This window comes from Neorhizobium sp. P12A (assembly GCF_008365395.1).
GTDB lineage: Bacteria > Pseudomonadota > Alphaproteobacteria > Rhizobiales > Rhizobiaceae > Rhizobium.
The window spans coordinates 1-14,798 of record NZ_QOVX01000044.1 but is presented as its reverse complement, the minus strand read 5'-3'; the positions used below and the strand labels follow the sequence as shown (position 1 = coordinate 14,798).

General features: G+C 55.2%; 12 protein-coding genes and 3 pseudogenes. 8 read left to right on the top strand and 7 right to left on the bottom strand.

Features of this window, described 5'->3' with window-relative positions; genetic code table 11:
- A pseudogene (locus DTW90_RS36120) lies at positions 1–100 on the top strand (IS5/IS1182 family transposase); the annotation flags it as partial.
- Between the two features lie 422 nt (positions 101–522).
- Here the strand turns inward: DTW90_RS36120 and DTW90_RS36110 are convergent.
- Both DTW90_RS36110 and DTW90_RS38125 read right to left on the bottom strand, forming a co-directional pair.
- Entirely contained in the window at positions 523–2,547 is a 2,025-nt protein-coding gene (locus tag DTW90_RS36110) for an acyltransferase family protein (protein WP_149344890.1), read from the bottom strand.
- A gap of 230 nt (positions 2,548–2,777) precedes the next feature.
- Positions 2,778–2,912 carry a hypothetical protein gene (locus DTW90_RS38125; protein ID WP_281407605.1) on the bottom strand — a complete coding sequence of 45 codons (135 nt, stop codon included), beginning with the start codon at positions 2,910–2,912 and terminating at the stop codon, positions 2,778–2,780.
- A gap of 531 nt (positions 2,913–3,443) precedes the next feature.
- On the opposite strand from DTW90_RS38125, the gene DTW90_RS36105 reads away from it, so the two are divergent.
- Positions 3,444–4,523, top strand: coding sequence for a methyltransferase domain-containing protein (locus DTW90_RS36105; protein ID WP_188080186.1), 1,080 nt, complete (start codon positions 3,444–3,446; stop codon positions 4,521–4,523).
- A 709-nt stretch (positions 4,524–5,232) separates the two neighbouring features.
- A complete protein-coding gene (locus DTW90_RS36100) occupies positions 5,233–6,222 on the top strand; it encodes a TylF/MycF/NovP-related O-methyltransferase (RefSeq protein ID WP_149344886.1) in 990 nt (329 codons plus the stop codon).
- Between the two features lie 1,099 nt (positions 6,223–7,321).
- Here the strand turns inward: DTW90_RS36100 and DTW90_RS37490 are convergent.
- Positions 7,322–7,474, bottom strand: coding sequence for a hypothetical protein (locus DTW90_RS37490; RefSeq protein WP_188080185.1), 153 nt, complete (start codon positions 7,472–7,474; stop codon positions 7,322–7,324).
- Positions 7,475–7,679: 205 nt separating this feature from the next.
- Between DTW90_RS37490 and ligD the strand changes: the two are divergent.
- Positions 7,680–8,614, top strand: a pseudogene (gene ligD / locus DTW90_RS36095) (non-homologous end-joining DNA ligase).
- 21 nt (positions 8,615–8,635) lie between these two features.
- Here the strand turns inward: ligD and DTW90_RS38120 are convergent.
- A complete protein-coding gene (locus DTW90_RS38120; RefSeq protein WP_281407604.1) occupies positions 8,636–8,767 on the bottom strand; it encodes a hypothetical protein in 132 nt (43 codons plus the stop codon).
- A gap of 439 nt (positions 8,768–9,206) precedes the next feature.
- Entirely contained in the window at positions 9,207–9,584 is a 378-nt protein-coding gene (locus tag DTW90_RS36090) for a hypothetical protein (RefSeq protein WP_149344885.1), read from the bottom strand.
- Between the two features lie 101 nt (positions 9,585–9,685).
- Between DTW90_RS36090 and DTW90_RS37485 the strand changes: the two genes are divergently transcribed.
- On the top strand, positions 9,686–9,856 hold the full coding sequence (locus DTW90_RS37485) for a hypothetical protein (protein ID WP_188080184.1): 171 nt from the start codon (positions 9,686–9,688) through the stop codon (positions 9,854–9,856).
- Between the two features lie 526 nt (positions 9,857–10,382).
- On the opposite strand, the gene DTW90_RS36080 is transcribed toward DTW90_RS37485, so the two are convergent.
- Positions 10,383–10,565 (bottom strand): hypothetical protein, encoded by a 183-nt coding sequence (locus DTW90_RS36080; RefSeq protein ID WP_132527698.1) that lies wholly within the window; start codon positions 10,563–10,565, stop codon positions 10,383–10,385.
- Between the two features lie 57 nt (positions 10,566–10,622).
- Here DTW90_RS36080 and DTW90_RS36075 point away from each other — a divergent pair, with 57 nt between their 5' ends.
- From DTW90_RS36075 to DTW90_RS36065, 3 genes are all read left to right on the top strand, one after another.
- Entirely contained in the window at positions 10,623–10,907 is a 285-nt protein-coding gene (locus DTW90_RS36075) for a hypothetical protein (RefSeq protein WP_149344881.1), read from the top strand.
- 413 nt (positions 10,908–11,320) lie between these two features.
- Positions 11,321–12,949 carry an SGNH/GDSL hydrolase family protein gene (locus DTW90_RS36070; protein WP_149344879.1) on the top strand — a complete coding sequence of 543 codons (1,629 nt, stop codon included), beginning with the start codon at positions 11,321–11,323 and terminating at the stop codon, positions 12,947–12,949.
- Between the two features lie 174 nt (positions 12,950–13,123).
- Positions 13,124–13,753 carry a hypothetical protein gene (locus tag DTW90_RS36065; protein WP_149344877.1) on the top strand — a complete coding sequence of 210 codons (630 nt, stop codon included), beginning with the start codon at positions 13,124–13,126 and terminating at the stop codon, positions 13,751–13,753.
- Between the two features lie 946 nt (positions 13,754–14,699).
- Here DTW90_RS36065 and DTW90_RS36060 read toward each other — a convergent pair.
- Positions 14,700–14,798 (bottom strand): annotated as a pseudogene (locus tag DTW90_RS36060) (IS5/IS1182 family transposase); the annotation flags it as partial.

Below are 14,798 nucleotides of genomic sequence, written 5' to 3'. Positions count from 1 at the left end.
CAAGGATTGGGAAAAATCCATCATCTCAGCCGAAGCCTGGATAACCATCGCCCATATCCGCATCCTTACGCGGCGGCTCGCAAGATATTGCTATCGTTGAACCCTTTTCGAGTCAGACTCTAAGAAGATTGGGAGGGTTCCGCTGGGAGGTGGGTCGCGCTTGGCGACACGCTTTGATGCGTCGAAGCCAGCGAAACCGGCTGTCTTGGGATCGTTTCCAAAGGCTGCTTCGCAAATACCTGCCGCCATGTCGTCTGTTGCATCCGCACCCAGATGCTCGGTTTAACGTCAAGACATCCGATAGGAGCCGTATGCGGTAGTGCCGCACGTACGGATCTGGCCGGGGGGCGATGGGCAACCATCGTCCCTACCGGGACCGCCCGAAGGACAAGGCAAGGATCAATGCGGCGAGTTTTGTGCCCGGCGCCAATATCTGCGGTCGCGCGTCAATACGGCGTCAGCCAAGGCCTGTTGCACTACTGGCGCCGCTGTGCCCGCGAAAGCCTATCGGATGCGGGCGGTCTATTTCTGCTTAAAGTAGCCCAGCAGTTGCACCTGCTTGACAAACATGCCTATGGCGACGGCGCTGCCATATTGCGAATAGTGGACCTTGTCCCGCAACATCGGCATGCCGCCGGCTGACTTCAGCGAGCATTCGCCGTTCTGACAGAAGACCTGATCCTGATCGAAGAAGGTCGCGGCCGGATGCTTGGCCATCACATCTTTAAGCGCGATCGATAATTCGTGTTGCTGATCCAGGACGTTAATTTCCGTCATCTGACAGCTCTGTGCGGTCTGCCGGAAGGGTCGTGAGAAGCAATATTTTGGGTCGTAGTCAATCTCCGGCTTTGGACCGAACACAAAGACCTTGATTCCCCTCGCCTCCAGGAAGGAAATGCGCTTGTCGAGGCCGTCACGGAAGCGGGGAGCCCATGGCGTGTCATAAGCTGCTACATTGGTAAAGAGGTCGACAACCCGTCCTGCGGTATCGAAGCGCGGCCACTTCGCGACGAGGATGGCGTATCTCAGCGTCGGCGTCGCCGCGATGATCTTGTCCTGAGTTTCGCATTGTACCTTGATCTCGGGGCTGTCGGCCGCAGCACTTGGCTCACACGAGCCCCAGTTCAAAATAACCTCGTTCTTCGTCGCGGGGTTAGTTGCAAGACCGGCGACAAGAGCATTCGCAAAACTGTCACCGAGCAGGATCATCGTCGGCGACCCATCGCCCATCTGTACGCAGAAATACCGATAGTCAGACGGGTACCGGGCCTTGCAGGCATCGTTCGCCGTGTATTTCCAGGTTGTGCCCTCCAGCTGCTTCTGGATCTCGGCGCCCTGAATGACGCCGGGTCGATTGGGCGCGCCGTTGTCGAGGAAAATGGCGATGCCAGATATTCCGATCGCTGCCATGCACGCTGTAGAAAACGCGGCGATCATCAGGCGTCGGGGCGACCGGAGCACATTTCGTTCCACGATTGCATATGTGCCTGCTGCCAAAACGATCGCGGCCGCGACCGCGATGCATCGAAATTCAAGGCTTAGGGCTTCTCCCTGGATGATTCGGCCGAAGGCCAGTAGTGGCCAGTGCCACAGGTAGAGCGGATAGCTGATCAACCCTAACCACACCATAGGTTTCTGTGAAAGAACGTTCCGATTGATCCAGTTCGTCGGCGCCGATACGATCAGGAGGGCGGCGCCCACTGTCGGCAAAAGAGCACGCCAGCTAGGAAACAGGCTCGCAGGTGATAGGCGAACGAGGGCAATCGCGATCAAGGCAGCACCCGCAACGGCAGTCCAGTGCGTTGCGGACAGCCGGTTGGAAATCGTCCCGAAAAAGCCCGGATTCGCGCTCCTCCCCTCAAACATGGCCTGCGCGGCCGCGGCGCCAATCAGTAGCTCCCAAATACGGGTCAATGGCGAGTAGAAGTTTGCGACGGGATAGACATGTGCCAGTGGAATGTTGACGAGAAACGATGGTGCGAAAATAACGATGATCACGGACAGTTTTGAAAGTCTAAGCTTGTGGGTCACCCACAGGATCGCCGGCCACACGATATAGAACTGCTCCTCGATTCCAAGGGACCAAAGATGGAGAAGGGGCTTGGTCTCCCCGGCGGTATCGAAATAGCCACTCTCCTGCCAGAGAAGCAGGTTCGAAAGGAATCCGGCTCCCCCCGCGAGATGTTTGCCGAGTAGCGCGTATTCTTCCGGAACTAGCACGACCCATCCAAGGGCGAGGCATGCGGCGAGGACAATGAACAATGCCGGAAATATCCGCCGTGCTCTGCGGCCGTAGAAGTCTGGGAAGCTGAAGCGATCGAGCCGAAGATTTTCCAGAAGGATTGTCGAGATCAAAAATCCTGAGATCACAAAGAAGATGTCGACGCCGATAAAGCCACCTGGAAGCAGCGAAGGGAAAGCATGAAAGACTACGACCGCCGCGACCGCGAGGGCGCGCAGCCCGTCGATATCGGCTCGGTACCCAATGCCATGCGCGCTCCTGGCATGCGCGCGCGGTGCGCCGACTTTTCCGACTGAAATGTTCATGAAGCCCTCTCTGCATCCATAGCAAGCTTTGTCCTCTTAACATTCTCACACCGATCTTCAAGGTGATGGATGTCTGACCAAGCTGGGCGACAGGCGTGACGATCTCGCGGCGTGGGACTCTCGACGTCTGACCTTTAAGAGATCGCGCTATTTGGTCAATGCCAGCTCTGGGATCGTTGCTTCATCCGTGTTGAGATTGGCGCCGAGATAGTGCAAGGCTGAAAGGAGGGTTACTCGCCGCCACGCTCGAACAAAGGGGCCAGATGACCATAGCGCCAAGCGCGATATGTCATCTTGACCGCTCCCGGCGTGAAAATGGCTGCAGCAACAGCAATTATGGCGATGGATGAGGCGATCTTAAGCATGGGACGTCACTTCTTTTAGGCTTCTTTGTCTTTCAGGCTTTTGGGGCGGTGTTTGTAAACCTCATTTCGGAAGAAACTATGGCAATTCGGAAGAGTTTCAATCATCCGTTGGTACGGGTGGGGCTGCTTTCGTAACGGGAATTAGCAATGTTGGCGGCATGAAAGTTGTTATTCGATTTCTGAAATGGCTTGAGGGCAGCGTGCTCGTGGCGATCTTCGCTGCCGCGTTGTAACGTTCGGCTCAAATCTCGACCAACGCTCGTCGAGCTTCTTCCCCGCTGGACGATCCGCGCCAAGCGGAGGAGGCGGTCTAGGTTCGCTCTGCAACCGTTTCTGTGACGCATACAAGCCGATCGACGCCCGCGTCCCCTGAGGCCAGCGGCAACATTGTGGGCCTATTCGCCGACGGCGGCCAAACTCGGCGCCTACGCCAAACTAACGGTATCGAAGGCGATTCTCCGAACAATTAGCGAGGATTGACTTACTATCTGATATAGAGAAGGTTCGCCGAAAATATTGATGGGGCCGTTCATGAACCTAATAGACTTGATCAACAGAAAGGACAAACGCCTTTCGATAAAAGGTGGATGGCGCCAGGCCAAAGCTCGGCGAAACCTAAGCATCTGGCGTGTCGTCGAGTTCGACAATGGGAGCGAGTTGACGATCGGGGGCGTCGACAAGGTCTATCGGCTGGCAACGCTACCGGATCAGATCGGTTGGTTCGTTCGGCTCCGCAGGGTTGCAAAATGGTCATTCGACCTGTTTCCTAGGGGGCGATGTGAAGTCAGCACTAGGCACCGCGGAAGCCGAGGCACGACTGCTGGCATCAGATTCGGCAGATCGGCAGTCCCCGTTCCGATGCCTTGGGACAAAAGTAAGGGCCTTCCAGGCAATGCCGAATTGCAATTGTCGTTCATCGCGCCAAAGGGTTATGTCGTCGAACTGCTCGTTCATAAGGCGCTCAATCGCAAGGTATTGATCAAGCGCGCGGTCGGTAAGGGCATCGAGATCGGCCCTGGCCCAAGGCCGCAAATTCTTGCAAGCGGCGCCACTTCTGTTTGCTACCTTGAGGAAATGCCCATCGAAAAGTGGGCTCAGTTGTACGATCCGACCGGGAAATATGGTACTCCGAAAGCTGATTTTTCGAAATACGTTATCGGAACGGCTGATAACCTACCTGCCGAAGACGGATCGCTCGATTTCATATTTAGCAGCCATGTGTTCGAGCACCTAGCCAATCCGCTCGGGCATCTGGTTAGATGGCGGGATAAACTTTCAGCTGGTGGCGTGATTCTCGCCGTGATCCCGGACATGCATTCGACAAAGGATTCCGTCGGTCGCCCATCTGAGATCGGCGAGATCAAGGCGGAATTTGACGCTGGTATTTGGCGCCCGGTCGAGGCGCATTATGAGAGATACTTCGCTCTTCGCGGCAAGCCCCAGTTGGCGAGCGAAATGATGGAGAAGGACAGCTCCATCCACGTGCATTTCTATGACAAGGATAGTCTGAAGGATCTCTTAGATCTGGCGGTCCGAGAGTACGGGTTCTCGTCATACGAGATCATTCATGCGGACAATCACAAGGACTTTTATTTTTCAATCTGGAAATAGCCGGTCGACTGCATTCAGGGGGCGCTCGAAGCTTGACGGACCCGGCAGGGAACGCGCGTACGGCACTAGGTTCCGGCGCGGGTGCTACGCTCTACCTCAACAGTATTCGCACAGTGTAAGGGCGAATGCGATCAGTGTGGCGCGGTCGCGGTCATCCAAAGCGACGATCGGTATTAACACCATCAATGTTCTTCCCCTCTGGTCAGACCCGCACGGCAGCGACGGATCTTGCCACGGTTGCCGTCTATATTTGACGCACCAGGTTCCGCACAGGCGCTGGTAAACGGTGATCAGCTAAACTTTACATCGGGCGGCAAAATCGATTCCGTCTCGTTCATGCCGCGGCCTTTCAGGCGGAGAATGGACAGTTACCGGCCCTTTCGAGCGACCTTCCACTGAACTGGGGCGATGAGCGGCGTAGAAATTGGCCTCCTTCGGAACTTCGTCGCAACTCAAATGCAGTTCTCCAGCATCGTGCTTCGATACCAGGAAACCGACAAGGTTTCCACTCTCGGAAGTCTCAATGATGCCCAGAACCCTGACGTAAAATTTAAGGCTCTTGCCATGTCATTAACGCAAAGCGTAGTCGGCAATCACTCGGTGTAGTCAGTCGAATGAGCCATCGACAGTTCTGCGCAAGCTTTCCCGCTTAGTCGAGAGAAAGCAGTTCTCGATTGTCAGCGCCTTTCAGACCAATTTTGAGGTAATCATGCAAAGCCGAACACTACCGCATTACGTGCCAAGAGAGATGCCGGTTTTCGATGGTAGAGGCTACCGGCATCGCGAAGTTACGTATTCTCCCTCGGATCTGCGAAAGAAGAAGGAACGGGTCTATATCCTGACGGACCAGCCTGAGCGGGTCTCTGCGGAATTTTCCGCCGAAACGGACGGTGTTTTGCTCACTCTGGCCGATCTGTCCGATACCGAAATCGGCAGAAGCGCCTTTTACGTTCATTTCTCGCTGCATGAAAAAGCTCTGGCTCCCCTGAAGCGCATCGTCGCGTGCAAGGGCCTGTTTGCTCCGCCGCCGATGTTTGACAAGATTCCGTTCATTGAGGTCAGCGCCAATGCAATTCATAGCATTAACAACGCGGCTTCCATTCTCGGCCATGAACCGTTCGGCGGCCAGGAGCTTCATTCGCAGATTTGCCAGGCCATCGAACTGACGCGGCATATCCGAGGTGACTTTGTCGAGATCGGTGTATTCTCGGGATCGAGTGCCTTGACCGCTCTCTCGCATATGGATCGGTTGGGTATAAAGCGCCGGTCCTGGTTGCTGGATACCTATTCCGGCTTTACATATGAGACCTCGATGCACAGTCCGGATCTGATTTGGGGTGGTACCCACATCATGGACCCGGAAAAGACGGTCGCGCGTATTCACGGACTGGTGGCGCAGACCGATCAGCAGGTGAATGTTGTCCCCACGGACATCTGCGCTGATCCCTTGCCCGCCGAAATTCAGCAGATCGCAATCGCCAATATCGACGTCGACATATACGACGCCATTGCGATTGCTCTGAATAAAGTTGCGCCTCTGATGGCGCGCCGCGGCGTTATCATTGTTGAAGATGCAACGGCATTGCCCGGACTTTACGGAGCATATCTGGCGCTTGAGGAGTTCCTTGAGAGCGCCATTGGTCGCGACTTCCTTGCCGTGCGCACGACCACTCAGTATTTCCTGATCAGGATCGACTGACGCAAATCGTCAGGAATGCTGACAATGTGAGCGATGCGAAAATTCGGCAAACTTTCACGATCACGGGGGGATACCAAAGCCCCTCGTGTCGGCGTTTTGCCATATATGAGAATTACAATGTTCTTTGTTGGGTGCGTATCTGCAATCAAAGCTACGACGACATTTTTAATCTCCGGAGTGGCGCCGGCTGAACTGGGCGGACGGCCAATTAAGAAACGCCGCTGCGAGAGCTCAGAGCTGGCAGACCACCCACACACAAAGTATAAGTGGGGGTTAGCTGAGTTTGGATCTTCCAAATACCGAGGAGCTCGGCATCCTGACCAAATACCCGAAAACGATCCGGCGAAGCGCGCGCTTCGCCAAGATTACCTCTGACTGTTGCGCATAATCCATCATCTTCTCTTCAAGGGCGGCAATGCGGCTAGGATCCTCGCCAGCGTCGATCAGTCGACAGATCTCGTGGGCGATTTGTTCTCTCTTCCGAGTATGAGCATGAAGGCAATATTCTTCGATCAACCAGCGCATCTTTGGTTTTTCCGCTAGCCGTCATCCTCACTTTCTTCGAGGCTTTCCCAGATGATCCACGCGGCCACCCCTGCCAAAGCTATGACCCCATAGGCGATCCACCGCGCGTCCAACTGGAAACGTTCGAAAAGAAAAATTGCGAAGCCGGTCAATATTGCAAAGACGAACGCTGACATCAAAACACCTCAAGGTAGCGCAGGTAAAATAACTCGCTTCGATAAATGGTCAACCAATGAGTGCCGTTGTCGATGTCACACACGGTAACGGCTTGTGGGAAACGGTGAGCCAGGCACTCGTGGTGTGAACGCTGGTGGAAACAAGGGCGCCTGGCTCCGCTCACATGGGGTGTAAGCGAATTTCAAACTCGCCGAGAAAGTGATTGTTCCGAAAAAACCGCCGAAAGCGGGCCGGTCGATGGTGTGTTTGCGCCGGGCCAGGCTTACAAGGGGCGTAAGCGAATTTTGAACTGGCGAATGAAAAAATTGTTCCCAAAAAGAGAGCCCCGCTGAAGTGAAGCGGGGCAATCAGGAGAACTTAATGGGCACACCGATCATAGCGTCGCTCAGGCTGATGTTCAAGATCTCGGTTGCGTCGGACGCTCATCATGTGCAAACAGCGCGGCGAGGTGGCCGTAGCGCCAAGCGCGATAGGTCAGCTTGACCAGACCTGGTATGAAGATCGCGGCAGTGACAACTGTCACGGCGACGGCGGAGGCGATCTTAAGCATCTGTGGTCATCTCATTTTGGTCTGCTTCTGAGCTGTGTAGCTTACGAACTCGGAAGAAAGTCTGACTGTGATTTAGAAAAATCGCAATTACCCATGAGGACAGGTAGAGATATCCGAATCGACTCTTTAACCATTCCCTGTTGCACGTCGGGACACGACAAATGTTCCGAGTAAGTCGTCCCAACCGCTACTCCGTAACACCGACGTGCCGTTGTGCGGCTGGCCGCGCAAGCCTCGCGATCCTGATCAACCGCAGCTTCAGTTCGATCCCATGCCGGAAAGGATGGAGCCTTGCTTTGTTGAAGTCGAAGGCGCCAGTCAGGCCGGATTGGCTCTACGAAATCAAATGGGACGGTTACCGCCTGGTGGTTCATGTCGAGCCAAATCGCGTTCGGATCATCACCCGCGGCGGGCATGATTGGACCGATCGCTTCCCGACGATCGCCGATGAGGCGGCCGCGATTGGCCGGACTGCCATTCTCGCCGGCGAAGCGGTCGTGAGCGATGACCAGGGGCGATCAGACTTCGGCGCACTGCAGCAAGCCCTTGTCGGGCGAACCGGAAAACGCCATGCATCCGAGGCCATCTTCTATGCTTTCGACTTACTCGATTTCGACGTCACGATATCTCGGGAATGGACCTGGGCGACCGTCGGCACATGCTTGAAGAGAAGGCGACGGACAGGTGCCATCCAATCCTGCCTGCGAACACGGTTTGGAAGGCATCATCGCAAAGTGCCGGTATTGTCTTACCGCTCCGGCCGCCTCGGCGACTGGGTCAAGGTCACGAGCATCGACAGCGACAGCTTCTTCATAGTCGGTTATGAGCCTTCGACAGCGGCGCTCGGCGGCATCGGCAGGTTACTGTTGCCGGTCTACAAGGGCGCCGAACTCGTTTACGTCGGTGGCGTCGGTACTGGCTTCAAGGAGCGTCCGACGATCAAGCTGCGCGAGGATCTCGACAAGCTAACGTCGAAGCCGCCTGTTACTCCAAAGCGCAGCGGCGTCGTATGGGCGCAGCTTGCCCTGATAGCCGAGATCGAGTTCCGCGCCTGGACGGACGACGGAAAGTTTCGCCATGCTTCATATAAGGGTCCGCGAAAAGCAGGACAACGCAGCCGTCTACCGATTGGAGCGCTGACCGGAACGACAAGAGCGGCTGCTACCGCTTCTTGATCTCGTTCAACACAGCGTCGACCCGGCCGTCGGCAATCAGAGCAAGCATGTTGTTGTCTGCAAGGTTGACCAGGGCCGTCGAGGTCACGCCACCCGAGGGACTTTGCCCGCTGCGCAAGCATAAGGAACTCGGCCTGCATAGCGAACTCGCACCATACGATGCGGTCCGGATGACTTTCAGGGATGAAAGCCGGCAAGATGTCCATCGCTACAGAATGGCGTCACCGGCGGAATCGTCAAGGCCATTGTACGCACTAAACGGTTGTAATAGTCTTCGGCCCTAAGCCCCGCTACTCGCGGGTCCCCCTCATACCCCCTGATGGGGTAAAAGCCTTTGACAAAGTGGTGGCCCGTGGCCGCTCCATTGCCACAAGCCCTTCTTCGGGCCGTTTTCCTCGTACCGGACACGGCCGACTGGAATATCGCCGTCCCATCCTTGAAAATCGGTTTTCCAGCTGTCGCGGTCCGCTTCATCCGGCCAGGTCTTGCGCCATTTATATCGCGGGCTGAGCTGCTGTGGTTCCATTGATGCGCAGAAGGCCTAACTGCGAGCGGATCTAAGCTTCCGAAAGGTTATCGTAGGTCTCCGCTATGCTGTTCAAATCAAGCTCCGCGAAACCAAGTAGGTTGTAAAGCTTGCTCGCAACATTCTCGATCGTCTCGCCTTTCACGTGAAGGACCGGGGTTGCCCCGCGCTCACCTTCCTGGAATCTGGCCATGCCCCAAGCGTCGCCAGTGGGCCATAGTGCGATGTGGAGCTCGCCCACCGGGACTGATTCTTCGCATTCGTAGAGGCACGTGGTAAAAAACTGTAGGCCACCCTTGTCAGCAGTTTCGGCCAATAGCTTCGGATCGGCCTCAGCGCGCTCTTGGGGTTCTGGCCGCGCATGATAGAGACCTTTCGCAAGCTCGTATTGTTCAGCAACGTTGCTCATAGCTCTTCCCCTTGCTCAAGACGTCGATCGGCATTTGGTCTCCATCCTCGCGTCAGGCCCGTGCTCATTGCCGCCGATACCAATTCAAGCTGATCGTGGAGATGATTGCACTGTGCCAGTATATCCGCGATTGCCGCACGAGCATCGCCCCGGAAAGCTTCAAGGATTTCGTCGACCGGATCGATTTCGGAAATTTCGGCACGGACAGCGGACACGGCTACTCCTTCTGCGGGCAAGCGCAGTTCACGACTTCACATATTGCTGTTGATTGAGGCGTTCTTCCGCCTCAGTGTTCTTATTATGTTCCAGGCTTTGCGAGAGTCAATCCAAAAAATCAGTGCCTACCGAAAGGGCATCAAAGGGTGGCAGATGAGGATTTGAAAATGCCGGTAAAGCTTGAGACATGGCGGGTGAACGTTTGGTAGGTCGCGATTATCGTAGGCGGTATTGCTGACAACGCGGCTTCGGCGGGGTACATCTGGACGATACCCCCCGCAAGTATGTTTCGACGTCGAAGCCGAGGCGCGCAAGGATCGGCTCAAAGGTTATCAGGACTCGATCAGCGGCCTGCAGCAACGGGTGGCCCAGATCCCGCCGATCTCGTTTCAGGTCACGCGAGCGATCGAGGCAACCTCGGAAAACAAGAAGGGATCGACGCCGCCAACGATCGGATTGACGGGGTTGTGGAATCCTTCGGCGACAAGCTCGATAACGTTATCGACACCATCAAAGGTTTCCGCGCAGGTTCAGGTCCTGAGTTCGCTCGGATTAGCTCAGAGATGAAATCGGTTGTGATGCTCACTCGTGCCTGCGTCCGCCGTCCGCATAGCGAGCGTCCGATGCAGCGGTCTTGCGCTGCCGCTTCCAGAAGCCGCGCTTGATCTTCTTCAGTTCGCCCCGACCCCATGAGATGAGCCGGCGGCTTCGGCGCAAGAACGCATCATATTCGTCGCCGTTGGTGCAGACTTTGCTGCCCATCATTGGATTGCCTCCCGAGTGCCCTGGCATTGTATCGCAAGAACCTTTGGAAAACCACGAATGTGCCTCGCCCTCTCCGCTCTTTCGCGTGAACTGTCAACGGGCAATGCCAACTGGTATATCCATGCGGGCGATATCTCCGGCTGCGTCAGCACGGACTTGGATGCGACGGTGGATTTGTCCACGGATGGCGGCAGCTCGTCGGTCCAGCAGTCGGCCGGCGTCAAGGCGACGAATTGGGTATGGAACGCCACGGGCAAGGGCATGGTGGCGGGTAACAAGGTGAGGATCACGTCCTTTGCCTTGGGCACACAGATGGATCAGCAGATCGTCAATATCGTCTGACACTCACCCGAGCCCTGACGGATCTATTCAACGTTTCGTTGGGGAAATCCATTCCAGATGTACACAAGTACCAGGTAGCCGAAGATGGCGTGCTTGTACGGGAAGGCTCTGAATTTTTGATCGTCCCCGCCGACCATGTGTACTTCATCACAAATCCAGGAATCGCCATCACAACGACGAAGCAAACCGGAGCCAGGATCCATATCGTAAAATAGCTTCCAATCGTGGCTAACATCACAAGAAGGATGCGATATTGCGGCAAGTGGTTCTGAATAATCTTTGCCATCAGAGGTATTGTCCGGTGAATTAGATCAAAGAATAACCGTCGCCAGGTGTGCCATCAACCTCTAGCTATCATCCCCGACGTCCATCCTTCGATAGTCACCCACGCCCTAACCAAGGGTGGGGGTGGGGTGTTCCAACCACTCGCCCTCGGCGATACGATCACCTTTGTCGGCTGCTCGGTGGAATTCGATAGCAACTGGTACGGCTATATTCCGGCGTTGCTTCGCAAGATGAACCACCGCCTTCAGGCGAACCCGTATGGCGTCTTGGGCTTTCCCGGCAGCCTTCCCGATGAGTTTCCAGTCCAGTTGCCCGCTGCGCTCGCGCAGAAGCCGGCCGTGCTCTGGATTGGCGATTGGGTCAATGCCACGATCCCCGGAACGCCTCCGACGTTGCAGGCCCTCACTGACGCCGTGCAATCAATGATGAACCAGTTCGCGGCCCTTCCGACGTCGAAACTGATCATCCTCAGCCCGACCCGCAAGGCGACAGCGGGCCTCCCAAATATCTCGCTGTTCAATGCCATCACGGCGTGGTGCCTGGCGCAGGACGGCAAGATGATCGGTAACGTCAAGGTCAAGTACCTCAACGCTCCGTACGACATCAGCTCCGGCGGCGCGGATAATGCCGACACGCGAGACCAGCTGCACGACAACACTCGCGGCGCGTTCTTCAATCGAGCAAAGAAGTTCTACGACATCCTGGCGCCCATCCTGCCAGCCGGCCGCACCTTGCCGACATCAGGTTCGCCGCCATCGGGAAACCTGACATCCAATCCGAATTTCTCCGGTACAGGTGGCGGAAAGTCCGGCGCTGGTGCGGCGAATATCAGCGGCACGATTGCTGACGGATACACGCTGATGAACGGCGTTGCCTCGGGCGTCAACATCGTGGCGGATGCGAGCGGCGGTCGACAGCGCTTTACGCTTAGTGGCAACCAGCCTGCGACGGCCGATATCTATCTTCAGGTCAATGTGCCGGGCCTGACGCGCGGCAAGAAGTATATCGGTTATGTCGGGTATAAGGTCTCAAAAGCTGACGGTGTCAGCGCCGCGACATCGTTCCGAAACCTCAGCATTCTTGGCGGGGCGCAGCTCGGATCAGATGGCCGTGGCGCTTTGATCTCCGGCTATGGCGATGTTCCGACGCCATATCGTGATGGTAATTTCCCGCTGAACCCGGAAACAGGCATTGCGGAGGATATCGGTGAAGCGTGGATGGTGACGCATCCGACCGTCTCGCCCATCACCGGATCCACGACCACCAGAATCTATCTGACGCCGTTCGTCGGCGCGGTCGATATCATGCTCGACTTCACGGATTTCTTCGTTGTCGAGTTCCACGACAAGAAGGGGTTGCCGTACTATCAGAACCAGCTTTACACCCGTCCTAGCGACGGCTCGACGATGCGGTTCTTTCAGTCGACGCTCGGCCCATATACCGTTGGCGGCATCTTCCCGACCTTCAATTCCACCACGAAGCTCTACAGTTATACGGCGGCGCAGGCCAACGCGTCATGGATATTCCAGCCGGGCGATTGGTCTGGCGATCCGGACAGTTACGATGGCGTCGTTTCCGTCTCTACTGACGGCGGCACCACCTATAACGTCGTGGTGGCATCCCTTGCGTCCGCGAACTGGACATGGAACGCCGCCTCGGCCGGTCTCGTCGCCGGCAACAAGGTCAAGATAGATGTCACGGCTACGTCGACAGGCTTTGGCAGCACGACGGCAAGTGAAGTGATTTCGATCACCTAAGCGCACCCCGCCCTCCTAAATTCGTTCGCCGCGATCTTCTCGAGCCAGTCTTCGTCGATCGTTCCGAAATTTTTTCGAAAGCGGAGATGTCCTAAGTTGAAAAATCGATACATCGGTGCAATTTTCAAGTGATCCAGTCCTGGCTTTACCATTTACGCTGACCGCCGAGGAGAGATGACAAATCAAATGTTGCCTTGGGTGATTGGGCCAGTCCCCCTCATTGGAACCATTTTATCTGCTGCTGTTTTTTTGGGGAATGTCATCACTCGAAAGGGATTAACTGTTGGGTCGTTGTTCGCTAGCATTGTGTTGACCGCGTTTATTGTTGGCTATGCGGAATTGATAACGCAGCCGCCATTGCAGCCGTGGCTGACTATTGCGCTTGCTCAAGTCGCCGGCGTGCCGATACTGGGGATTTTTTTAGTCGTCCTCAGATCTGTTCAGGCTAACCGAAAACCGCTGCGAAATCCGGATTGGGGTCCGCTTCGAAACGGCATCGGGAAAGCCGTTGCGTTTCTTGCTCTCTGGAATGGACTTACAATTCTTTTTTTTAATACTGGGTGCGAAGATCTAACTTACTCAGCCGATTATGAAAAATGCTACACCGGCGAGAAGATCCTCGGGATGCATGGACCTTTTCTCAATGTATTTATCGTCGTGCTATTTGGCGTGCCATCGCTTTGCATGATCGGATTCGGAATCATTGGCTCGTTTTGGAAGCAGCGCCAAGACGCTCGCAAAGCCGCCACGCTAAGTGATCAACGTATCCGAGAGGTCCGGGACACTACGAAGCCGCCACCCTGACAAACTTTGAGCCAGGATATGGTCGCATAAGCGTCTCGCTCTGCTGCCGCTGCAGTATCATAGAGACCTGAAACATAGGTCTCGCACCAGTACGAGTACGGGCCAAACTCCGCAAATTCGTCGTATTGTTTCGTTTCTTCTTCGAAAGAATACAAATCGCCTGTATGTTTATAGAACACAACGCGAGTAATCTCATCTCGCTCGATTGTCTTGAACAGATGCTTCACGAATAACAAACTCCCAACGCATGGCTGGTCAATTAGGTCTTATTGACAAGCAAATTCAACCAGGAAAGCTTGGGCGGCAATGGCGGTGTGAGTGAGGGTTGGAATGGTCGGAGCCCCGCGATTAGATCCCGAGACAAATTGGAAACCGGTGGAGATATTATCCGATGGGGCAAGCTCGTTTCGCGCCGTTATCGAACGAAGTGAAACTCACGGATTGTTTCGATACTCTGTTGAACGCTATTTCGGTCCAATAGAAGACGATCAGGGGCAGTGGCCTGAAGGTTTCTGGCGCGTCCAATCGTATTCGGGCTTATATGAATCACTCGTTGAAGTCGTGAAAGAGGCACGAGTTTCCATTGAGGCCGAGTGGGGGCTCGCGGCGAGGCAACGTCTGCAATTGCACCCACACTCTTAAAGGTGGCCCTCCAATAGAAGCCTTTTGCAATCGCGGGAAAGCTGCATATGTAGGGAAGATGTGTCGGATCTCTGTGGCTGTTGTTAAATGAAATGGTGTGGAGCGTTGGGATTAAACCCCTGGCTGTTGGCTTTAATTATTTGCAATCAAATATCGATAATATTCTTCACTATTTCAGGGTCAAATTTAACGCCTTTTTTCGCGATCATTGGTGCGTTGTTTTTTTGTTACTGGGACCTGAAGTACACCGGTTGGATAAGCTCGCTCACTCCTGGGAAAGCTAAGAGTCTGACTCGAAAAGGGTTCAACGATAGCAATATCTTGCGAGCCGCCGCGTAAGGATGCGGATATGGGCGATGGTTATCCAGGCTTCGGCTGAGATGATGGATTTTTCCCAATCCTT